The organism is Microbacterium sp. ZW T2_14, from assembly GCF_044987405.1.
Taxonomy (GTDB): domain Bacteria; phylum Actinomycetota; class Actinomycetes; order Actinomycetales; family Microbacteriaceae; genus Microbacterium.
In genome coordinates this window covers 1-20,928 of the sequence record NZ_JBJDRK010000068.1, presented here as the reverse complement: position 1 = coordinate 20,928, position 20,928 = coordinate 1, and the positions used below count along the sequence as shown (strand labels likewise).

Here is a 20,928-nt window from a genome sequence, read left to right as displayed (position 1 = left end):
ACCGTAAGCCGTACACCCCGCGCGATGGCGGGGACCGCAAGCCCTACACCCCGCGTGAAGGTGGCGATCGGAAGCCGTACCAGAAGCGTGACGGCGACCGTTCCTATGCACCTCGCGACGGGGACCGTAAGCCCTACACCCCGCGCGATGGCGGGGACCGCAAGCCCTACACCCCGCGTGAAGGTGGCGATCGGAAGCCGTACCAGAAGCGTGACGGCGACCGTTCCTATGCACCTCGCGACGGGGACCGCAAGCCCTACACCCCGCGCGATGGCGGGGACCGCAAGCCCTACACCCCGCGTGAAGGTGGCGATCGGAAGCCGTACCAGAAGCGTGACGGCGACCGTTCCTACGCACCGCGCGACGGTGACCGCAAGCCCTACACCCCGCGTGAAGGCGGCGACCGGAAGCCGTACCAGAAGCGCGAAGGCGACCGTCCCTACACGCCTCGCGATGGCGGGGACCGCAAGCCCTACCAGAGGCGTGACGGCGACCGCAGCTACGCACCCCGGGACGGTGAGCGTTCCTACGCGCCGCGCGATGGCGACCGGAAGCCGTACGAGCGCAGCGCCCGCCCGACGCGTGGCGGGGCGAACCGTCCCGATCGTGAGGTGCGCGAGGGCGAGATCCGCGCGATCCGCCCGCGGCACGATGATCCCTTCATCCCCGATGAGGTCACCGCGCGCGACCTGCCGGCGGCCGCGCGGAACGAGCTGAAGACGCTGAGCAAGGAGAACGCCGACGAGGTCGCGCGCCACCTGGCGATGGCGTCGGAGCTCATCGACGAGGATCCCGCACTGGCTCACCAGCATGCGCTGTCGGCGTCACGTCGGGCGGGGCGCATCGCGGTGGTGCGGGAGACGCTCGCGATCACTGCCTATGCGATCGGCGACTTCGCGCTCGCGCTGCGCGAGCTGCGCACCTATCGGCGCATCTCGGGTCGAGACGACCAGATCGCCCTCATGGTCGACAGTGAGCGGGGCGTCGGCCGTTCCGACCGTGCTCTGGAGGTCGGTCGGTCCGTCGACCGCGCCACGTTGGACACGCCCGTCCGCGTCGAGCTGGCCATCGCGATGTCGGGTGCGCGCCTCGATCTCGGCGAGCCGGAGCGTGCTCTCCAGGAACTCGACATCCCCGAGCTCGACCCCGACCGCGCCTTCGAATGGAGCCCGGGACTGTTCGCCGCGCGAGCCGCCGTCCTCGAGGAGCTTGGACGCACCGAGGAAGCCGTCCAGTGGCAGCGCCGCGCCATCGTCGCCGGAGACGCCATCGACGCGGCATCCGGACTCGGGGATCTCGAGACGGTGCTCGTCGAGGAAGTCCTCGAAGAGGACGACGAGGACGAATTCTCCGACGAGGTCGAGGATCACGATGATCCCGAGGACGAGGATGACTCAGCCGACGTCGAAGACGTCGCGGACGCCGAGGATGTGGTGGACGCCGAAGACGTCGCGGACGCCGAGGACGAGGTAGACGCTGAAGGCGTCGCGGACGCCGAAGACGTGGCCGACGCTGAAGACGTCGCCGACGCCGAGGACGTGGTGGACGCCGCAGCCGAGCCTGAGCTGAGCCTCCAGGAGGAGTTCTCGGTCGCCGATGAGGTCGCCGAGATCCTCGAGGAGGCCGGCGTCGATGAGCCGCAGCCCGAAGCGGACGCAAGCGCGGATGCGGAGGCGGACGCAGGGATCGACGAGGCCGGGCGCTGATGGCGCTCTTCGGCAGGCGGGCGGCGACGCCCGCCCCGCTCGACGGGGTCGATGTGGTGCTCGCCGATCTCGACGGGGTCGTGTACGCCGGCGCCGGAGCGCTGCCGTATGCGGTCGAGAGCCTGAATCGCGCCCGGGACGGCAGATCGCTCGCCTACATCACGAACAACGCGGCGCGCACCGACGCGTCGGTCGCGGCGCACCTGACCGAGCTTGGGCTGCAGACCGCCCCGCGGGATGTCGTGACCAGCCCGCAGGCCGCGATGCGGCTGCTCGCTGAGAGGATCGCACCCGGTTCGACGGTACTCGTCGTCGGCGGCGACGGGCTCGTCGTCGAGGTCGAGAAGGCGGGCTTCGTCGTCACGCGAAGTGCCGACGACGCCCCGGCGGCCGTCGTACAGGGGTTCGCGCCCGAGGTCGGATGGACCCAGCTCGCCGAGGCGGCGTTCGCCCTCCACACGCCCGAGGAGGACGGTGGCATCCCCTGGGTCGCCACCAACACCGACTGGACCATTCCGCAGTCCCGCGGGCTCGCTCCGGGCAACGGCACCCTGGTCTCGGCAGTGCACACGGCGGTCGGCCGGCTGGCGACTGTGGCCGGCAAGCCCGAGACGCCCATCTTCCAGGAGGCTGTCGCACGGTTCGGGGCGACGCATCCGCTCTTCCTCGGTGATCGCCTGGACACCGACATCCTCGGCGCGAACCGCGCCGGCATCCCATCCGCGCTCGTGCTCACGGGCGTCGACCGGCCCAAGCACGTGCTGGCCGCCCCCGAGGATTCGCGTCCCACCTACATCCTCGGCGACCTTCGCGAGCTGCACGAGCCGTACCCTGACGTGCAGGTCAAGGACGGCGTTGCGACGGTGCGCGACGCGCGCGTGGCGATCGACGGTGCCGACATCCGCATCCTGAGCGAGGGCGACCGACCCATCGATCTCGTGCGAGCAGGCGCCGCGGTGATCTGGTCGAGCGGGCGTGCGATCTTCGGGTTCCGCGTGCCCGAGCGGCTGTACGCCGACCCGTTCCACCGGCCCTGATGCTCGCCTGCTGATCCCGGCCGCGTCGAATCCGGTCGGCTGTCGCGGTGCCCCCGTATTCTGGGGGAATGGATCAGGCCAGCCCGCGTGACGACCAGACCGGCGACCTCCTGTCTACCCTCGAGGTGATCGAGGCGCAGCCGCTGGCCACGCGCGCCGAGGCCTACGACGCCCTGCACGACACGCTCGCCCGCCGCCTCGAGGCGACCCCCGGCTCCTCGTCATGACGAGCCGGCTGGACGCGGCTCTCGCCGCCCGGGGTCTGGCACGCTCCCGCACGCACGCCGCGACACTGATCGCGGACGGGCTCGTGAGCGTCGACGGCCGCCCCGTGGTGAAGGCCTCGACCCCGGTGGGGGACGACAGCCTCATCGAGGTGGCCGGCGCGGATCACTACGTCAGCCGGGCAGCGCACAAACTCATCGCCGGACTGGACGCCTTCGACGTCGACGTCCGCGGCCGTGTGGCTCTCGACATGGGGGCTTCCACCGGCGGGTTCACGCAGGTGCTCCGAGAGCGCGGCGCCGAGCCCGTGATCGCAGTGGACGTCGGCCACGGGCAGCTCGCGGCATCCGTGGCCGACGACTCCGGGGTCGTCGCGATCGAGGGCTTCAACGTCCGCTACATGACGCCCGACTCGCTCGCCGAGGCGAGCGGCGTGGCTGCCGCGCCGTCCGTCATCACGGGCGACCTCTCGTTCATCTCGCTCGCCCACGTGCTGCCGGCCGCCACGGCGGTGGCGGCATCCGATGCGGATCTCGTGCTTCTCATCAAGCCGCAGTTCGAAGTGGGTCGCACGGCGGTCAAAGGCGGCCTCGTGACCAATCCCGTGCTGCGCGCCGATGCGGTGGCGCGGGTGCTGTGGTCCGCCTGGGACGCGGGGCTCGGCACGTGCGGCATCGTCTCCTCCCCGATCGCGGGCACGCACGGCAATTCCGAGTTCATCGCCCACCTCGCGCCGGGGCGGGGAAGCAATCCGACAGAATGGTCAGGCACTGTGAACCGACTGGCGGGGAGCCGATGAACAACGCCGACGCACCGCACGACACGCCGGCGCATGCGCATGCGCCGACTCCGGCGCAGTCCGAACGCAGCATCCTGGTGGTCGCGCACGCACATCGTGCCGAGACGGTGACCGCTGCCGAGCGGGTCGTCGACGCACTGCGCGAGGCGGGTGCACGTCCGGTGTTCGCGCCGGACGACGCGGAGGAACTGCTGGCGGCGGGCTCCACGCTCGGCGATGTGGCGCTGCTCGGACGCGATGTGCCGGTCGGCGAGGTCGAGCTGGCGATCGTGCTGGGCGGCGACGGCACCATCCTGCGCGCGGCGGAGCTGGTGCGCGACGGGCGTGCGCCCGTGCTGGGCATCAACATGGGCCACGTCGGCTTCCTCGCCGAGACCGAGCGCGACGACATGGACGAGGCAGTCCGTCGCGTCATCGCCCGGGAGTACGAGGTCGAGGAGCGCATGGCGCTGCAGGTGCGCGTGAAGGACACCGCCGACTCGGTGATCTACGAGACGTGGGCGCTCAACGAGGCGACGGTCGAGAAGGCCAGTCGCGAGCGGATGCTCGAGGTCGTGGTCGAGATCGACGGGCGACCGCTCTCGACGTTCGGCTGCGACGGCATGGTCGTGTCGACGCCCACCGGGTCGACCGCCTACAACTTCTCCGCAGGCGGCCCGGTCATCTGGCCGACCGTCGAGGCGATCGCCGTGGTGCCGCTCTCTGCGCACGCGCTGTTCGCCAAGCCGCTCGTCGTCGGTCCGGAGCACTCGGTGGCGATCGAGGTGCTCGAGCGCACCAACGGCACCGGCATCCTGTGGTGCGACGGCCGCCGCTCGCACGACCTGCCGCCCGGCGCACGCGTCGTGGTGCGTCGCTCCGATCGCCCGGTGCGCCTGGCGCGCCTGCATCCGGCGCAGTTCACGGATCGGCTCGTGCGCAAGTTCCGGCTGCCCGTCGAAGGCTGGCGTGGGCCCGCGGCGATCACCGGCATGCTGCCCGTCGCATCCGAGGTGGCGCCGTGATCGAGGAGATGCGCCTGCGCGACCTCGGAGTCATCGCCGAGGCGACGCTGCCCATCGGCGCCGGTTTCACGGCGATCACGGGGGAGACCGGCGCGGGCAAGACGATGGTCGTCACAGGGCTGGGGCTGCTGCTCGGCCAGCGGGCCGACTCCGGCGCCGTCCGCGCCGGCGCTTCGCAGGCCACCGTGGACGGCGTGTGGATCGTGCCCGAGGACGGGCCCGTCGCCGCGCGCGTGCGCGAGGCGGGCGGCGACGTCGAGCCGATCGGCGACGGCCGCGCCGAGCTCTACATCGGCCGCTCCATCTCGAGCGAGGGGCGCGGCCGGGCTTCCGTCGGCGGGCGCACCGCTCCGGCCGGGGTGCTCGCCGACCTCGCCGACGAGCTCGTGGTGGTGCACGGCCAGTCCGACCAGCTGCGTCTGCGCTCGGCGGCCGCCCAGCGCGACGCGCTCGACAGGTTCGGCGGCGAGGCCGTCCACACCGCGCGCGATGCGTACCGGCGCGCGTTCGAGCACTGGCGCGCGATCGACCGCGAGCTGTCGCAGCTCACCGACGCGCGTGACATCCGCGCCCGCGAGGCGGAAGAGCTGCGGGCACAGCTGGCAGAGATCGAGCAGGCCGCCCCGCAACCGGGTGAGGACGCCGAGCTCGCCGCCCGCGCGGAGCGGCTGGCGAACGCCGAAGAGCTGCGGGTCGCCGCTGCGACCGCTCACGACGGCCTGTCGGGCGAAGGCGACGAGCCCGACGCCGCCACGCTCCTGGCCGAATCCCGCCGTGTGCTCGAACGCGTCCACGATCCGGTGCTCGAGGAGCTCGCCGGACAGCTCGCCGACCTCGGCTATCGCGTCGCCGACGTTGCCGCAGCCCTCGCCGGCTATCTCGCCGACCTCGACGAGTCGGGGCCGCATGAGCTCGCGGCCGTCGAGGAGCGGCGCGCGGTGCTGGCCGGGCTCGTGCGCGCCCACGGCACCCTCGATGCCGCGATCGACCTGCTCGACACCGGCTCGTCGCGCCTGGCTGAGCTCGACGACGACTCCGACCGGATCGAGCGGCTCACGGAGGAGCGGGGTGCCGCGGCCGCCGCTCTCGACGAGACCGCCGCCGTGCTCACCGCGGCGAGGACCGAGGCCGCCGCACGGCTGGGCTCCGCCGTGACGACCGAGCTGCATGCTCTGGCGATGCCGGATGCCCGCCTCGAGGTGGCTGTCACTCTGGGCGCGGAGACGGCCTCGGGCCGCGACGACGTCGCGATCCTGCTCGCGCCGCACCCGGGCGCGGAGCCGCGCGCCGTCTCGCGCGGGGCCAGCGGCGGAGAGCTGAGCCGCGTCATGCTCGCGATCGAGGTGGTGATCGCCGCCGTGGACCCGGTGCCGACGTTCGTCTTCGACGAGGTGGACGCCGGGATCGGCGGCGCCGCGGCGATCGAGGTCGGCCGGCGCCTCGCACGTCTGTCGGAGTCCTCGCAGGTGATCGCGGTCACCCACCTCGCTCAGGTCGCAGCATTCGCCGCCAACCATCTGACCGTCGTGAAAGCGAACGACGGCTCTGTGACGGCATCCGATGTCCGTCGCCTGGACGGGGCCGACCGCGAAGCCGAGATGGCCCGCCTGCTGTCGGGCATGCCCGATTCGGATGCCGCGCTCACGCACGCCCGCGAACTGCTGGGCCTTCGCACCGAAGCCGACTGAGATTCGGCGCCCGCCTCCGCGTGTCCTCAGCTTCTGCGGAGCTCATCGAAAAAACCGCCTGATAGGATAAAAGCCCGTGATGCAGACTTCTGGTTCTTCCCGCGGCGACACTTCGAACGACACCACCAAGCACATCTTCGTGACAGGTGGTGTCGTTTCCTCATTGGGGAAGGGCCTCACCGCCGCGAGCCTCGGGAACCTCCTCACGGCGCGCGGTCTGCACGTGGTGATGCAGAAGCTCGATCCCTATCTGAACGTGGATCCGGGCACGATGAACCCGTTCCAGCACGGCGAGGTGTTCGTGACCGACGACGGCGCCGAGACCGATCTGGACATCGGCCACTACGAGCGCTTCCTCGACATCGAGCTGAGCCAGGCCGCCAACGTCACGACGGGCCAGATCTACTCGCAGGTGATCGCCAAGGAGCGCCGCGGCGAGTACCTCGGCGACACGGTGCAGGTGATCCCGCACATCACCGATGAGATCAAGCGGCGCATGCGCCTGCAGGCCGACGCGACACCGAAGCCTGACGTCATCATCACCGAGATCGGCGGCACGGTCGGCGACATCGAGTCGCAGCCCTTCATCGAGTCGGCCCGCCAGATCCGCCATGAGCTGGGCCGCAACAACGTCTTCTTCGTGCACGTGTCGCTCGTGCCGTTCATGGGCGCGTCGGGCGAGCAGAAGACCAAGCCCACGCAGCACTCGGTTGCGACGCTGCGCTCCATCGGCATCCAGCCCGACGCGCTCGTGCTGCGCAGCGACCGCCCGGTCACCGAGTCCAACAAGCGCAAGATCGCCCTGATGTGCGACGTCGACGAGGGCGCGGTCGTGAACGCGGTGGACGTGCCGAGCATCTACGACATCCCCTCGATGCTGAACGAGCAGGGTCTCGACGAGTACATCGTCCGCACGCTCGGGCTGTCCAAGGCGGCCGACGTCGACTGGTCGCGCTGGCAGCGCGTGCTGAGCGCCGTTCACAACCCCAAGCACGAGGTCACGATCGGCCTGGTCGGCAAGTACATCGACCTGCCGGACGCCTACCTCTCGGTGACCGAGGCGCTGAAGGCGGGCGGGTTCGCACAGGAGACGCACGTCAACATCCGGTGGATCCCGTCCGACGAGTGCGAGACGCCGGAGGGGGCGGCCAAGGCGCTGGCGCCGCTCGACGGCATCGTGATCCCCGGCGGTTTCGGCATCCGCGGCATCGAAGGCAAGATCGGCGCGCTGAAGTTCGCGCGCGAGCAGGGCATCCCGACGCTCGGTATCTGCCTGGGCCTGCAGTGCATCGTCATCGAGTACGCGCGTCACGTCGCCGGCATCGCGGACGCGTCCTCGAGCGAATTCGACCCCGACACCGAGCACCCCGTCATCGCGACGATGGAGGAGCAGGTCGACATCCTCGATCACGGCGACCTCGGCGGCACCATGCGGCTCGGTCTCTACCCGGCGGAGCTGGCGGAGGGCTCGATCGCCGCGGAGGTGTACGGCTCCACCCGCGCCTCGGAGCGCCACCGCCACCGCTACGAGGTGAACAACCGGTACCGCGACCGGATCGCGGAGGCCGGGCTCGTGTTCTCGGGTATCAACCCCGACCTCGACCTCGTCGAGTACGTCGAGCTTCCGCGTGACGTCCACCCGTACTACATCGCGACCCAGGCGCACCCCGAGCTGCGCTCGCGCCCCACGGACGCCAACCCGCTGTTCCGCGGGCTGGTCGGCGCGGCGCTCGAGCGCCACCGCGCGAGCGAGCTGTTCGAGGTGGAGCCGTTCGATGAGCTCGCGGGGCGGTGACGTGACGGACGAGCGGATGCCGCAGCCCGGCGCTCCGGCCGCGCCGACGCCGTCGCTGCTCGCGGACGAGCCCGTCGATGCAGCCATCGTCGACAGCGAGCTGGTCTACGAAGGACGGGTGTGGGACGTCCGCAGCGACACCGTCGCGTACGGCGACGGGCAGATCGTGCGCCAGTACGTCGATCATCCCGGCGCCGCGGCCGTCGTCGCGGTGGACGAGGACGGAAGGGTGCTGCTGATCCAGCAGTACCGGCATCCGATCCGGCTCCGCGACTGGGAGATCCCGGCGGGCCTGCTCGACATCGAGGGGGAGTCGCCGCTCGAGACGGCCCAGCGCGAGCTGGCCGAGGAGGTCGACCTCGTCGCCTCCTCGTGGGAGCCGCTCGTGAGCATCTTCACCACACCGGGCGGAAACGACGAGATCGTGCACCTGTTCCTCGCCCGAGGTCTGACGCCGGCGGACGACGTGCATGCGCGGGAGGACGAAGAGGCCGACATCCGCCTCGAATGGGTGCCGATCGCCGACGCCGTGGCCGGCATCTTCGCGGGCCGGCTGCGCAACGGCATCCTTGCGGTCGGTGTGCTGGCCGCGGCGGAGCGTCTTCGGACGGACGGTGCGGGGGAGGGGCCGGTCACCTGAGATGGAGGTCGCCTGAGGTGAAGGTCGACCGTGCGGTGGACGCGTACCTGCGGCACGTCGCGATCGAGCGCGGTCTGTCTGAGAACACGGTCGCCGCGTACCGTCGCGATCTCTCCGGCTATGCAGGGTGGCTGCGCGAGCAGGGCATCGAGGACACGGCCGAAGTCACCGCGGTGACCCTCGCCAGCTTCATCGCCGACCGGGCCGCCGGGCGGCCCCCGATCGCTGCGTCGTCGCTCGCCCGTCTGCAGTCATCGGTACGGGGACTGCACCGCTTCCTCGCGCGGGAGGGCATCGAGCCGGCCGATCCGTCGTCGAACCTGCGTCCGCCGAAGCAGCCGCGGCGGCTGCCGAAGGCGCTCACGATCGAGCAGGTCGAGCAGCTGCTGGATGCCGCCGGCCCGGCGCCGTCGACCGACGCCGATGCGGATGGCACGGCTGCCGCGGCGCAGGGTGACCTGGTCGGCACGCGGGATCGTGCGCTCCTCGAGCTGCTGTACGCGACCGGCGCCCGGGTGTCGGAGATCGTGCAGCTCGACGTCGACGACGTGTCGCACGGCGACGTGCTGCGTGTGCGCGGCAAGGGATCGAAGGAGCGGATCGTGCCGGTCGGCTCATACGCCCGCGCCGCCGTCGACGCCTACCTCACGCGTGCCCGTCCGGAGCTCTCGTTGCGGGGCCGTGCGACCCCCAAGCTGTTCCTCGGCGCGCGGGGGGCACCGCTGTCGCGCCAGAGCGCGTGGCTGATCATCCAGTCCGCGGCGGAGCGCGCCCACCTCACCGCGCACGTGTCGCCGCACACCCTGCGTCACTCGTTCGCCACTCATCTGCTGCAGGGCGGCGCGGACGTGCGCGTCGTGCAGGAGCTGCTCGGGCATGCCTCGGTGGCGACCACGCAGATCTACACCTACGTGTCGGTGGACGCGCTGCGGGACGTGTACGCGACGTCGCACCCCCGCGCACGGTAACCGTCGACCCGGGGAAGAGAGCGCTCATCCCCGGTGACGCGGCGCTTTGCTGAAGGATTTCGCGGACGGCCCACTAGGATCGAGCGAGCACGAGGAAGCGGGAGCACGGTGGCTGACAGCACGGCGAAGACCAGATCGGGGAAGGCCTCGGAGTCCGAGGTTCCCATCGGGCCGACCGGTCGTCCGTACCACGGCTTCCCCACTCCACCGAAGCTCGACGGTCACGGCCCTGCTCGCATCATCGCCCTCTGCAACCAGAAGGGCGGCGTCGGCAAGACGACCACCACCATCAACCTCGCCGCCGCGCTCGCGGGCTATGGCCGCAAGGTGCTCGCGGTCGACTTCGACCCGCAGGGCGCGCTGTCGGCGGGCCTCGGCATCCAGACGCATGAGATCCCGACGATCTACGACCTGTTGCTGGACAGCAAGCGCGACCCCCACGAGGTCGTGGTCCACTCGCGCGTCCCGAACCTCGACGTCATCCCGGCGAACATCGACCTGTCGGCCGCCGAAGTGCACCTCGTCAACGAGGTCGCCCGCGAGCAGACGCTCTCCCGTGCGCTGCGCAAGGTGTCCGCCGACTACGACGTCGTGCTCATCGACTGCCAGCCCTCCCTGGGTCTGCTGACCGTCAACGCCCTCACCGCCAGTCATGGCGTGGTCATCCCGCTCGAGTGCGAGTTCTTCGCCCTGCGCGGTGTCGCGATGCTGATCGAGACGATCGACAAGGTGCGCGACCGTCTGAACCCGACGATCACGCTCGACGGGGTGCTCGCGACGATGTACGACGCGCGCACCCTGCACTCGCGTGAGGTGCTCGAGCGCGTGGTGGACGCGTTCGGCGACGACGTCCTCGAGACGGTCATCGGCCGCACCGTCAAGTTCCCGGATGCCTCCGTCTCGGGCATGCCGATCACCGAATTCGCGCCGGAGCACGCTGCCGCGCAGGCCTACCTGCGGCTGGCACGGGAGCTGGTCGCCCGTGGCGCTGTCGCCTGACCCTTCGACAAGCTCAGGGACCGTTCCGGCCTCTGCGGCGGTTACGGGCTCTGCGGCGGTTGCGGGCTCTGCGACCGGCGAGGACTTTGCGACCGGCGCGGGATCTCCCACGGAGCCGGGGTTCCGCGTCGCCCTGGCGAACTTCGACGGTCCGTTCGACCTGCTGCTGACCCTCATCTCCAAGCACGAGCTGGACATCACCGAGGTCTCACTGTCGCTCGTGACCAACGAGTTCATCGCGTATCTGCGCGAGCTGGGTCCCGACGAAGATCTGGACGAGGCATCCGAGTTCCTCGTCGTCGCCGCGACGCTGCTCGACATGAAGGTGGCCGGCCTGCTGCCTCAGGGCGAGCTCGTCGACGCCGAGTCCGTCGCGCTGCTGGAGGCGCGCGACCTGCTCTTCGCGCGGCTGCTGCAGTACCGCGCGTTCAAAGAGGTGTCCACGTGGTTCGAGCGGTGCCTGCGCCGCGAGAGCGTGCGGCACACGCGGTCGGTGCGCCTCGACGAGAAGTATCGGCAGGCCGTGCCCGAGCTCGTGTGGTCGCTGAGCCCCGACGATTTCGCCGCTCTCGCGCTGCTCGCGATGACGCCCAAGGAGATTCCCCGGATCGGATTCGATCATCTGCACGCGCCGCTGATCAGCATCCGCGAGCAGGCCGCGATCGTGGTGACGCTGCTGCGGGATGCCGGATCCCTGACGTTCCGCGAGCTGATCGCGGGGGTCGGGCAACCGGGTGTCGTTGTCGCGCGCTTCCTCTCGGTGCTCGAGCTGTATCGCCACGCCGCCCTGTCGTTCGAGCAGCTCGAGCCGCTCGGCGAATTGACCCTCCGCTGGAGCGCGCAGCGCTGGAGCGACGAGAACCTCGCCACGTTGGGGGCCGACTATGACCGATGATGCTTCGACCACTTCAGCTACCGCGGGTGCCCACCCCGCTGTGACCACCACGGATGTCGCGCGGCGGCTCGAGGCGATCCTGCTGATCGTCGAGGAGCCGCAGAGCCTGGTGAGCCTGGCGGCCGCCGTCGGCGCGCCCGTGCCGGCGGTGCGGCAGGCGATCGAGACGCTCGTCGACGATTACGACGGCAAGTCCGGCGGCCCGGTGCGCGGCTTCGAGCTGCGCGAGGTCGGCGGCGGCTGGCGCCTGTACGTCCGTGAGGAGCTCGACGACCTCGTCAGCGAGTTCGTCGGCGGACAGGCGCCGTCGCGACTGTCGCAGGCGGCGCTCGAGACGCTGGCGGTCATCGCCTACAAGCAGCCGGTGACGCGCAGTCAGGTGGCGTCGATCCGCGCGGTGAATGTGGATTCCGTCGTGCGCACGCTGCTCGCACGCGGCCTCGTCACCGAGCTGTTCGCAGACGCGGAGACCGGCGCGATCAACTACGGCACGACCGACGCGCTGCTCGTGCACCTCGGCATCAACTCACTGGACGAGCTGCCCCACATCTCGCCGCTGCTGGACGGCGTGGACGAGGTGTCGAGGGCGGACGAGGTGTCGAGGGCGGACGAAGCCGGCGGCACCATGGACGAAGGGATACGGCGATGAACGACGGAGCACCACAGGGATGGGGCGCGCAATCCACCGACGGCGTGCGCCTGCAGAAGGTGCTCGCGAACGCCGGGGTCGCGTCGCGCCGGGTGGCGGAGGATCTCATCGTGGCCGGCCGCGTCCGCGTCAACGGCGAGGTCGTGACGGAGCTCGGCTCGCGCATCGATCCGGAGAACGACCTCGTCGACGTCGACGGCACCGCCGTGCAACTCGACCAGTCCAAGCGCTACGTCATGCTCAACAAGCCGACCGGCGTCGTGAGCTCGATGAAGGACGACCGGGGCCGGCCCGACCTGCGTCGGTTCACGAAGGACTGGGACGAGCGGCTCTACAACGTGGGGCGATTGGATGCCGAGACCAGCGGCCTGCTCGTGCTCACCAATGACGGCGAGCTCGCGCATGTGCTCGCTCATCCGTCGTTCGGCGTGACCAAGGTCTACATCGCCAAGGTTGATGGCCGCGTCACGCCGCAGACCATCCAGAAGCTGGTGCGCGGCGTCGACCTCGAGGACGGCCCGATCGCGGCCGACAAGGCCCGGCTGCTGTCCGCTTCGACAGGCTCAGCGACCGGACGTGAGGAGTCGCTCGTCGAGCTCACCCTCCACTCGGGGCGCAACCGCATCGTGCGCCGCATGATGGCGGCGGTCGGGCATCCGGTCGTCGAACTCGTGCGCCGGCAGTTCGGGCCGCTCCACCTGGGAACCCTGCCAGCCGGGCGCGCCCGCGAGTTGACTAAAGTGGAGCGGGGCGCTCTGCTGACTCTCGCGCGCAGTGCGACTTCTTCCACGCCGGCGGAGGACGCGCCCGATACCCGCGATGGCGATCCGTCTGCGGAGTGAAGATGCCTCTCTGTGGGGCGAACAGGAGACGCAAGTGACCGACACGAGGCCGACCTCGGCGCGCGAGCGCGCCGGTGAGGCTGCGCTCGCCCCGCGCGTGCAGGGCACGGTGCGGATCGTCGGCGCAGGTCTCCTCGGCGCCAGCATCGGTCATGCCCTGACCGCACGGGGTGTCGATGTCGCCCTCGACGACACGTCGCCGTCGCAGCTGCGCCTCGCCGTGGACTACGGCGCCGGCCGCCAGGCCGCGGAGTCCGACGACCCGACACTGGTCGTCGTCGCCGTGCCGCCGGACGTGACCGCCGACGTCATCCAGCGCGAGCTCGCCCGCTTTCCGCGCGCGGTCGTGACGGATGTCGCGAGCGTCAAGCTCGAGCCGCTCCGCGCCCTGCGCGAGCGTGGTGTCGACCTCACCCACTACATCGGCTCTCACCCGCTGGCGGGACGCGAGCGCGGGGGAGCGATCTCGGCGCGCGCCGACATCTTCGTCGGGCGGCCGTGGGTCGTCTGCCGCGACGAGGAGACCCCGTCCGCCGACCTCGCGCTCGTCGAGGGCCTGGCGCTCGACCTCGGTGCGACGCCGCTGGAGATGACTCCCGAAGACCACGACCGTGCCGTCGCACTCGTCTCGCACGTACCCCAGCTGGTGGCGAGCCTTCTGGCCGGCCGCTTCGTCGACGCGCCCGACGGGTCGCTGCGCCTCGCCGGCCAGGGCGTGCGCGACACGACGCGCATCGCGGCATCCGCTCCCGAACTGTGGGTGCAGATCCTCGGCGCGAACGCCGCACCGGTCGTGGACGTGCTCGACCTGCTGGCCTCCGACCTGACCGCCGTCGCCGATGCACTGCGCGCGCCCGACGCTCCCGGCTCGCGGCGCGCGGTCGCCGACACGATCCGCCGCGGCAACGACGGCGTCGAGCGCCTGCCCGGCAAGCACGGCCAGAACCGCCGCTTCGAGCAGGTGGTCGTCATGGTCGATGACACCCCCGGGCAGCTGGGCCGCCTCTTCGGCGAGCTCGGCGAACTCGACGTCAACGTGGAAGACCTCCGGCTCGAGCATTCGCCGGGCGCCCAGTTCGGCCTCGCCGAGATCAGCGTCGTCCCGAGCGCGGTGCGCCGGGCCGTCGACGGTCTCGAGTCGCGCGGCTGGAAGATTGCGAGCAGCACCAATGACTGACCCCTCGACCACCCCCGCGGCCGCCGCGGCCGCCGATGCGGTGTTCGTCGTCGCCATCGACGGGCCTGCGGGCAGCGGCAAGTCGAGCGTCTCGAAGCAGGTCGCCCGCCGACTCGGCTACGGCTACCTCGACACCGGCGCGGCGTACCGGGCGCTGGCCTGGCACGCCCTCGAGCACGGCATCGACACGTCCGACGCGGCATCCGTTCTGGACGTCGCCGGCGACTTCGAGTATGCGATCTCGCTCGATCCCGATGCGTACTGGGTGCGGGTCGGGGCAGCCGACGTGACCGACGCGATCCGCGAGCCGCGCGTCTCGGACGCCGTCAGCGGCGTCGCGCGCGTTCCGGCCGTGCGCGAATCGGTGAACCGGCTGTTCCGCGGTCTCGTGGCCGGCTCCGGCCGCCCCGGTGTGATCGTCGAGGGCCGTGACATCACGACCGTCGTCGCCCCCGATGCCCCGGTGCGCATCCTCCTCACCGCGGCACCTGAGGTGCGCGCGGCCCGTCGCAGCGCCGAGGTGACGACGCAGGATGCCGCGGCCGTCGCCGCGGCACTCCACCAGCGCGACGCCTCCGACTCGGCCGTCGTCGACTTCCTCACCGCCGCTCCCGGCGTCGAGGTCGTCGACTCGACCCACCTTGATTTCGACCAGACCGTGGACGCCGTGCTCCGTGTGATCCGGGCGGCGCAGTCCGCCCCGATGATCCAGGGCGCACGCGCGGTCGACCCACAGCAGACAGGAGCCTGAGATGGCCGCTGACAATTCCACCGACAACGCCGGCGATTTCGACGAGTTCGAAGACACCGCCGGCGACCAGCTCGCCGAGAACCTCGCCGCGCTCGACGACAACCTCGCGGATCAGCGTGCGGCCGCCCTTCGTGCCGGCCTCGAGGACTACGACCTCGACGAGGAGGATGCCGAGCTGCTCGAGGGCCTCGTGCGCGGCGAGGACGGCATCGAGTTCCTGCCGGCCCTTCCCGTCGTGGCGATCGTCGGCCGGCCGAACGTCGGCAAGTCCGCCCTGGTGAACCGCATCCTCGGCCGCCGCGAGGCCGTCGTGGAGGACACCCCGGGCGTCACGCGCGACCGCGTCACCTACAAGGCCGAGTGGATGGACCGCCGGTTCACCATCGTCGACACCGGCGGCTGGGAGCCGGATGCCAAGGGCATCGACCGCGCCGTCGCCCTGCAGGCCGAGGTCGCGATCGACCTGTCGGACGTCGTCATGTTCGTCGTCGACGCCATGGTCGGCGCCACCTCCACCGACGAGCACGTCGTGCGCCTGCTGCGCAAGGCCGGCAAGCCCGTCTTCCTCGTCGCCAACAAGATCGACGACGCCCGGCAGGAGCCCGAGGCCGCGGCACTGTGGAACCTCGGCCTCGGCGAGCCGTACCCCGTCTCGGCGATCCACGGCCGCGGCGTCGCCGACCTGCTCGACGAGATCGTCAAGGTGCTCCCCGACGTGTCGGCGGTCGCCAAGCACGAGATCGGCGGCCCGCGCCGCGTGGCGATCCTCGGGCGCCCGAACGTCGGCAAGTCGTCGCTGCTCAACAAGGCGGCCGGCGAGGAGCGCGTCGTCGTGAACGAACTCGCCGGCACCACCCGCGACCCTGTGGACGAGATCGTCGAGCTCGGCGGCAAGCTGTGGCGCTTCGTCGACACCGCCGGCATCCGCCGCCGCGTGCACCTGCAGCAGGGCGCCGACTTCTACGCGTCGCTGCGCACGTCGGCCGCGCTGGAGAAGGCGGAGGTCGCCGTCGTCGTGCTCGACGTCACACAGTCGCTCAGTGAGCAGGACGTGCGCATCATCGACCTCGTGCTCGAGTCGGGTCGCGCGCTCATTCTGGCGTTCAACAAGTGGGACCGCCTCAACGACGACGACCTGGACGGGCAGGACCGCCGCCGGTACCTGGAGCGCGAGATCGAGCAGGACCTGGCGCACGTCGCGTGGGCGCCCCGCGTCAACATTTCGGCGCGCACCGGGCGTCACCTCGACAAGCTCGTGCCGGCGCTCGAGACGGCGCTCGAGTCGTGGGATCAGCGCATCCCGACGGGCAAGTTCAACGCGTTCCTCTCCGAGCTGATCGCCGAGCACCCGCACCCGCTGCGCGGCGGCAAGCAGCCGCGCATCCTGTTCGGTACCCAGGCGTCCACGCGCCCGCCGACCTTCGTGCTGTTCACCACCGGCTTCCTCGACCCCGGCTACCGTCGCTTCATCCAGCGCCGCCTGCGCGAGCTGTACGGCTTCGAGGGCACGCCGATCGTCATCAACATGCGGGTGCGGGAGCGCCGCCAGCGCTGATCCGCTCCTGCATCGACGGTGGGGGAGGATGCCTCGGGCCGAGGCATCCCTCTACCCGCCGGCTCGGTGCGCGAAGGCCGGTCGCACCATCGCGGTCTCGTCCGGCTCGGCGAAGCCGAACTGCCGGTAGAGGCCGTGCGCGTCGCCGGTGAAGAGGGTCCACCGCAGGTCGCGCCCGGGGCCGTCGTCGATCATGAGCTGCAGCAGCCGCTTGCCGAGCCCGTGGCCGCGATGGGCGTCGAGGACGAACACGTCCGCGAGGTAGGCGAAGGCCACACCATCCGACACCGCGCGGGCGAAGCCGACCTGCTCGCCGGTGTCGCGCCGGTAGGCCCCGACGACGCGCCAGGCGTTGCCGATCTGCGTCTCGACGTCGGAGCGTGTGCGCCAGCGTCCCCAATAGGCATCCGTCGACAGCCATGCCCACACCACCTCGTGCTGGATGCGGGCCGGGTCGTCGTCGAGGTCGTAGTCCATGGCGTCCATTCTGGTGACTCTGTGCGCGAGCCCGGTGAGTCGTCGCGTGACAGGGGCCGGTCCGGTCTCCGGCCGGTGGCCCGGCGGTGTGACAGGCTGGCAGGGAAGGAAGGGCGGGCACAGTGACGATCGAGCCTCTCGCGCCGGGCGAGCCGCGGCGCCCGCACGGGCCGCGCAATCCGGGCGACGCCTGGGTGGTCGCGCCGACGGGAGAACGCTACTGGGGACGCTTCGGCGCCGCCGGACTGCTCGCCCTCGACGCCGAGCGTGGTGTGCTGCTGCAGCACCGCGTCTCGTGGAGCCACTTCGGCGACACCTGGGCGCTGCCGGGCGGCGCGCGTCACGAGGGGGAGTCCGCCTGCGACGGCGCCCTGCGCGAAGCCGCCGAGGAGGCGGGTGTGCCCGACGCCGCGGTGCGGCCGCGCGTGCTGAGCGTCTTCGACCTGGGCTACTGGAGCTACACCACCGTCGTCGGCGATGTGGTCCGGGCGTTCGAGCCCATCATCAGCGACCCGGAGAGCCGGGAGCTGGCGTGGGTGCCGGTCGCGGACGTGACGGGGTACCCGCTGCATCCGGGTTTCGCGGCATCGTGGCAGGGACTGCGGAGCCTGCTCGACGTGCGGCCCGCCGTGATCGTGGACGTCGCGAACGTCATGGGGTCGGTCCCCGACGGCTGGTGGAACGACCGCGCCGGGGCCGCGTCGCGGCTCGTCGCGCGGATCGTCGACCTCGCTGCCCGCGGGGTGCCGGCCTCGGTACTCGAACTGCCCGAGCACACCTGGTACCCGGAATGGACGGCGGTCGTCGAGGGGCAGGCGCGCTCCGTCGCCGCGGCGGGTGCCGTGGGCGTCGATGTGGTGCCGGCCGAGGCCTCGGGTGACGACGCGATCGCCGCCACCGCTCAGCGCGCTGTCGCCGCCGGGCGGAGCGTGACGGTCGTCACGAGCGATCGCGGTCTGGCTGAGCGGGCGAGGAATGCCGGCGCCGCCGTCCGCGGTGCACGCTGGCTGCTCGACCTGCTGGGCTGAGGCGACGCCGCGGCACCGGTTGCCCGCGCGACCGGGCCGGCGGTCCTCAGACCGCCGGCCGCACCCGTCTAGTGTGCGGGTTCGGGCTCGGCCGGTTTGCGGACGAAGCACGAGAGCACCACGGCGACCGAGGCGACGATGGCGCCGACCACGAAGGCGCTGTGGATGCCCGCGGCCGTCGCGGCCGCGGCATCCGTTCCCTGCTGCAGCTGTTCGGCTGCCGTCACCGACATCAGGGTCACGAAGAGTGCGGTGCCGGCCGCGCCCGCGACCTGCTGGATCGTCGAGACGATCGCGCTGCCGTGAGGGTACAGCGGCTTCGGCAGCGATCCGAGCGCGGAGGTCAGCAGCGGCGTGAAGACGAAACCGAGGCCCAGATTGAGACCCATCTGCACGACGACGATCCACCAGATCGGGGTCCCGGCGTCGAAGGTCGTCATGCCCCACAGTGCTGCCGCGGCGACGGCCATGCCCGGGATGACGAGCGGTGTGGGTCCGTAGCGGTCGAACAGCGAGCCCACGATCGGCGCGATGACACCCATCAGGATGCCGCCGGGCAGCAGCATGAGTCCGACCGTCAGGGTGTCGAGGCCGAGCACCTGCTGCAGGTACATCGGCAGGAGCACGAGGGATCCGAACAGTGCGGCCATCACGATCGCCACCAGCACGATCGCCAGGCTGAACGAGCGGGACCGGAACGTGCGCAGGTCGAGCAGGGCGGAGTCCGTGCGCTGCAGCCGCAGCTGGCGCCGCACGAACGCCGCCAGGGCGAGGACGCCGATGGCGAGCGGGATCCACACCGGTACGGGCGCGTCTCCGGTCGCCGCCTCGCCGATCGAGCTGAGACCGAAGATGAGACCGCCGAAGCCGAACGCGGAGAGCACGACGGAGAGGGCGTCGAAACGCACGCGATGCGTCTCGGTGATGTTGCGAACCCAGATCGCGCCCAGGATGAGCGCCACCACGGCGATCGGCAGGACGAGCCAGAACACCCACCGCCAGTCCAGCACCGACAGGATGATGCCCGACACCGTGGGGCCGATCGCCGGCGCGACGGCGATGACGATCGAGATGACGCCCATCATGCGGCCGCGGTGTGCGGGAGCGACGACCGTGAGCACGGTGGTGAACAGCAGCGGCATCATGATCGCGGTGCCGGAGGCCTGGACGATGCGGCCGGCCAAGAGCATCTCGAAGCCCGGTGCGAGGGCGGCGATGAGCGTGCCCACCGCGAACAGCCCCATCGCAGCGAAGTAGACGCGGCGGAGGGGGAAGCGCTGCAGCAGGTAGCCGGTGAGCGGAATGACGATGGCCATGGTCAGCAGGTAGCCGGTCGTCAGCCACTGGGCGGTGGCGGCCGTGATCTGCAGGCTCACCATCAGGCTCGGCAGCGCGACGCTCATGATCGTCTCGTTGAGGATCACCACGAAGGCCGAGGCGACCAGCAGCGCGATCACCGGGCCGGTGCGGGGCGTGGCCGCCGGCGAGGCGATGGGGATCGGAGTGAGGGTGGGCGGGTGCTTCTCGAGGGTCACGACGGTCTTTCTTTCGGGTCGCGACGGCAGGCTGCACGGCGACGGCTGTGACGGCGCAGCGGTGGGCCGTGAAAAGGGCGAAGGTTCCACTATATGGCAGAGACTGCCAACTTGTCGCGTCCTGTACGATTTGGGCATGAATGCCTCGACCCGCGCCGGCTCGCCGAACGAGCCCGCTGGACCATTGGATGTGCCGCTGGGGCTGCGCGAACGGCGGCGGCGCGAGACGCTCCGCGAGGTGTCCGACGCCGCCATCGCCCTCTTCGAGCGCAAGGGCGTCGGCGCGACCACGGTCGACGACATCGCCCACGCCGCCGGGATCTCGCAACGGACGTTCTTCCGGTACTACCCGACGAAGGAGCACGCGCTCTTCGTCGACGACGAGGGCTTCGGCACGGTCATGAGTGAGACGATCGCGGCGATCCGCGCGGGCACACCCGTCGTCGCCGCTCTCGAAGGCGGCTGGCTGCGTTTGTTCGCCGACTTCGACGCCCGACCGGAAGACCATGCGCGCACGCTGCGGGTGAGGCGACTGATCCACACGGAGCCGAGCCTCCTGGCCCTCGCCCTCTCGAACGAGGCCGAGCACTCCGATCAGCTCACCGCGGCGACGATCGATGCCGCCGGTGCGGACACCGACGTGCTGACCGCCCGAGCGCTCGTCGCAGCGATCGCCACCACCACCCGGCTGGCGTTCGACGAATGGGCACGCCGCACCGAGCACGCCGGTGAGGCCGGGGTGAGCCTCGGTGCTGAGCCCGGCGCGCCGGCACGCGTCCGCGACATCTACCTCGAGCTGCGCCGCGGGCTCGCCGCATACGCGGTGCAGCTCGGAGAAGACCCGGCCTGAATGCAGGGGAGCCGGCCCCGAAGGTGGTGGCGGCTCCGGTGGGCGCCGAGCACCCGCCCGCATCGCGGGGTCAGGCCACGGCGGCGCTCGCTCCCGTCCCGTCGATGCGGGCGAGGTCGCCGAGCACGTCGAGGCGCGCGATGCGTCCCTCGGCCAGCGTGAACGCCATGAGCGAGACCACCCGGCCGCGCTCCACGACGGCGACGCCGGGCAGCCCGTCGATGAGCACCGGCTGTGAGTGCGCGGCCAGGCGGGCGGCGAGTGTGGCGCGGGCGGCGATCTCGGCCGCGCCGTGGAGGGTCTCGGAC

At 71.1% G+C, this 20,928-nt stretch carries 20 protein-coding genes and 1 pseudogene; 18 read left to right on the top strand and 3 right to left on the bottom strand.

The genetic code is table 11. From position 1 onward, the window contains the following. The 16 genes from ACI3KY_RS17880 to der form a co-directional block, all read left to right on the top strand. A partial coding sequence (locus ACI3KY_RS17880) for a hypothetical protein (protein WP_404931487.1) occupies positions 1–1,706 on the top strand: 1,706 nt, incomplete at its 5' end. Continuing rightward, positions 1,706–2,743: an HAD-IIA family hydrolase gene (locus ACI3KY_RS17875; RefSeq protein WP_404931486.1), complete on the top strand. Its 1,038-nt coding sequence runs from the start codon at positions 1,706–1,708 to the stop codon at positions 2,741–2,743. The genes ACI3KY_RS17880 and ACI3KY_RS17875, both read left to right, overlap by 1 nt. A gap of 68 nt (positions 2,744–2,811) precedes the next feature. After that, positions 2,812–2,970: a hypothetical protein gene (locus tag ACI3KY_RS17870; protein ID WP_404931485.1), complete on the top strand. Its 159-nt coding sequence runs from the start codon at positions 2,812–2,814 to the stop codon at positions 2,968–2,970. Beyond that, positions 2,967–3,767, top strand: a complete 801-nt coding sequence (locus ACI3KY_RS17865; protein WP_404931484.1) for a TlyA family RNA methyltransferase — start codon at positions 2,967–2,969, stop codon at positions 3,765–3,767. Before ACI3KY_RS17870 ends, ACI3KY_RS17865 begins: the two co-directional genes overlap by 4 nt. Next, on the top strand, positions 3,764–4,771 hold the full coding sequence (locus ACI3KY_RS17860) for an NAD kinase (RefSeq protein WP_404931483.1): 1,008 nt from the start codon (positions 3,764–3,766) through the stop codon (positions 4,769–4,771). Before ACI3KY_RS17865 ends, ACI3KY_RS17860 begins: the two co-directional genes overlap by 4 nt. Next, entirely contained in the window at positions 4,768–6,459 is a 1,692-nt protein-coding gene (gene recN / locus ACI3KY_RS17855; RefSeq protein ID WP_404931482.1) for a DNA repair protein RecN, read from the top strand. The genes ACI3KY_RS17860 and recN overlap by 4 nt, the downstream gene beginning before the upstream one ends. A gap of 79 nt (positions 6,460–6,538) precedes the next feature. Continuing rightward, positions 6,539–8,254, top strand: a complete 1,716-nt coding sequence (locus ACI3KY_RS17850) for a CTP synthase (protein ID WP_404931489.1) — start codon at positions 6,539–6,541, stop codon at positions 8,252–8,254. Beyond that, positions 8,235–8,894, top strand: coding sequence for an NUDIX domain-containing protein (locus tag ACI3KY_RS17845; RefSeq protein WP_404931481.1), 660 nt, complete (start codon positions 8,235–8,237; stop codon positions 8,892–8,894). The genes ACI3KY_RS17850 and ACI3KY_RS17845 overlap by 20 nt, the downstream gene beginning before the upstream one ends. A 17-nt stretch (positions 8,895–8,911) precedes the next feature. Then, positions 8,912–9,862 carry a site-specific tyrosine recombinase XerD gene (gene xerD, locus ACI3KY_RS17840; protein WP_404931480.1) on the top strand — a complete coding sequence of 317 codons (951 nt, stop codon included), beginning with the start codon at positions 8,912–8,914 and terminating at the stop codon, positions 9,860–9,862. 108 nt (positions 9,863–9,970) lie between these two features. Beyond that, entirely contained in the window at positions 9,971–10,861 is an 891-nt protein-coding gene (locus tag ACI3KY_RS17835) for a ParA family protein (RefSeq protein WP_194415955.1), read from the top strand. A 133-nt stretch (positions 10,862–10,994) separates the two neighbouring features. Next, positions 10,995–11,756 (top strand): segregation and condensation protein A, encoded by a 762-nt coding sequence (locus tag ACI3KY_RS17830; protein WP_404931488.1) that lies wholly within the window; start codon positions 10,995–10,997, stop codon positions 11,754–11,756. Further along, positions 11,746–12,405, top strand: coding sequence for an SMC-Scp complex subunit ScpB (scpB, locus tag ACI3KY_RS17825; protein WP_404931479.1), 660 nt, complete (start codon positions 11,746–11,748; stop codon positions 12,403–12,405). Before ACI3KY_RS17830 ends, scpB begins: the two co-directional genes overlap by 11 nt. Then, positions 12,402–13,247 (top strand): pseudouridine synthase, encoded by an 846-nt coding sequence (locus ACI3KY_RS17820; protein WP_404931478.1) that lies wholly within the window; start codon positions 12,402–12,404, stop codon positions 13,245–13,247. The genes scpB and ACI3KY_RS17820 overlap by 4 nt, the downstream gene beginning before the upstream one ends. A 34-nt stretch (positions 13,248–13,281) precedes the next feature. Continuing rightward, positions 13,282–14,424 (top strand): prephenate dehydrogenase, encoded by a 1,143-nt coding sequence (locus tag ACI3KY_RS17815; RefSeq protein ID WP_404931477.1) that lies wholly within the window; start codon positions 13,282–13,284, stop codon positions 14,422–14,424. Continuing rightward, positions 14,417–15,175 (top strand): (d)CMP kinase, encoded by a 759-nt coding sequence (gene cmk / locus ACI3KY_RS17810; protein ID WP_404931476.1) that lies wholly within the window; start codon positions 14,417–14,419, stop codon positions 15,173–15,175. The genes ACI3KY_RS17815 and cmk overlap by 8 nt, the downstream gene beginning before the upstream one ends. 1 nt (position 15,176) lies before the next feature. After that, a complete protein-coding gene (gene der / locus ACI3KY_RS17805) occupies positions 15,177–16,730 on the top strand; it encodes a ribosome biogenesis GTPase Der (RefSeq protein ID WP_404931475.1) in 1,554 nt (517 codons plus the stop codon). A 51-nt stretch (positions 16,731–16,781) separates the two neighbouring features. Here the strand turns inward: der and ACI3KY_RS17800 are convergent, their stop codons facing one another. Next, complete coding sequence (locus ACI3KY_RS17800) at positions 16,782–17,207, bottom strand: GNAT family N-acetyltransferase (protein ID WP_404931474.1); 426 nt, start codon at positions 17,205–17,207, stop codon at positions 16,782–16,784. A 122-nt stretch (positions 17,208–17,329) separates the two neighbouring features. Between ACI3KY_RS17800 and ACI3KY_RS17795 the strand changes: the two genes are divergently transcribed. Beyond that, positions 17,330–18,235: an NUDIX domain-containing protein gene (locus tag ACI3KY_RS17795; RefSeq protein WP_404931473.1), complete on the top strand. Its 906-nt coding sequence runs from the start codon at positions 17,330–17,332 to the stop codon at positions 18,233–18,235. A 68-nt stretch (positions 18,236–18,303) separates the two neighbouring features. Here the strand turns inward: ACI3KY_RS17795 and ACI3KY_RS17790 are convergent, their stop codons facing one another. Further along, positions 18,304–19,770 carry an MDR family MFS transporter gene (locus tag ACI3KY_RS17790; protein ID WP_404931472.1) on the bottom strand — a complete coding sequence of 489 codons (1,467 nt, stop codon included), beginning with the start codon at positions 19,768–19,770 and terminating at the stop codon, positions 18,304–18,306. Positions 19,771–19,906: 136 nt separating this feature from the next. Here ACI3KY_RS17790 and ACI3KY_RS17785 point away from each other — a divergent pair, with 136 nt between their 5' ends. Then, complete coding sequence (locus tag ACI3KY_RS17785; RefSeq protein ID WP_404931471.1) at positions 19,907–20,620, top strand: TetR family transcriptional regulator; 714 nt, start codon at positions 19,907–19,909, stop codon at positions 20,618–20,620. Positions 20,621–20,690: 70 nt separating this feature from the next. Here ACI3KY_RS17785 and ACI3KY_RS17780 read toward each other — a convergent pair. After that, a pseudogene (locus ACI3KY_RS17780) lies at positions 20,691–20,928 on the bottom strand (RNA polymerase subunit sigma); the annotation flags it as partial.